Annotated in this window: 1 protein-coding gene and 1 pseudogene; both read right to left on the reverse strand. The window is 70.9% G+C overall.

Annotated features, from left to right (window positions below; all coding sequences use genetic code 11):
* Positions 1-307, reverse strand: a 307-nt coding sequence (locus DD1DGNOD_RS29690; protein WP_241255795.1) for an antibiotic biosynthesis monooxygenase family protein, incomplete at its 3' end; no start/stop codon positions are given.
* Positions 308-841, reverse strand: a pseudogene (locus DD1DGNOD_RS29695) (ketosynthase chain-length factor); the annotation flags it as partial.

Raw genomic sequence — 841 nt, forward strand, 5'->3', positions numbered from 1 at the left:
GGGCGGCGGTGAGGTGGTCCCGGCGCGAGCTGCGCCCGAAGGCGTCCAGCGCCGAGCGGTTCTCCCAGTCGGCCACGATCACGTACTCTCCGGGCAGGTCCGGATTGCGCATCAGGTCCTGGCGGATGTTTCCCGGCACCGTGCTGATGACCTCCGCAGCCTTCAGCCAGGCGCTTTCGAACTCCTGCTCACGGCCGGGACGGGCGCGCATGCGCAGCAGCGTCCGCACCGTGTCCGTGGCGGTGCCGATCGCCGTGCGTACCACCGCCCCCACCCCGGGGCCGCTGGTCGCGTCCAAGTTGAACATCTACTTCTCCTCCTTATAGCGGTGTAGGACGAGCGACGCGTTGAACCCGTCGAAGCCGCGGGCGTTGACCATCGCGGTGGCAACCGGCGTGGGGGTCACCTCGGACACGAAGTTCAGCTCGCATCCCGGTGCGGGAGTATGGACACCCGCCGGCGGAAGGAGATCATGACGCATGGCCAGCAGCGCGGTTGCCGCGTCCAGGGCGGCCCCGCCCTGGTAGAGCCGCCCCACCAGTGGCTTCTGCGTCGTCACTGCCGGTGATGCCGATCCGAACACGGTCCGCATGGCGGCGCACTCGTCACGGTCGGAGGCGGGCACCCCGAGCGCGTCGGGGAAGACCACGTCGACGTCTTCGGGCCGCTGGCCCGCCCGCTCCAGCGCCGTGGTCATCGCCCGGGCGTACTGGCCCACGTCGAAGCCGCCGTGGCGGCGCGAGTGCCGGCCGTCGAACGTGGCGGACACACCGGCGATCTCCCCGTAGATGACGGGGGCACCGCGGGCCAGGGCGTGGTCGAGGTCCTCCACGACGAAGAC

The sequence above is a fragment of the Candidatus Protofrankia californiensis genome (assembly GCF_900634765.1).
Taxonomy (GTDB): Bacteria; Actinomycetota; Actinomycetes; order Frankiales; family Frankiaceae; genus Protofrankia; species Protofrankia californiensis.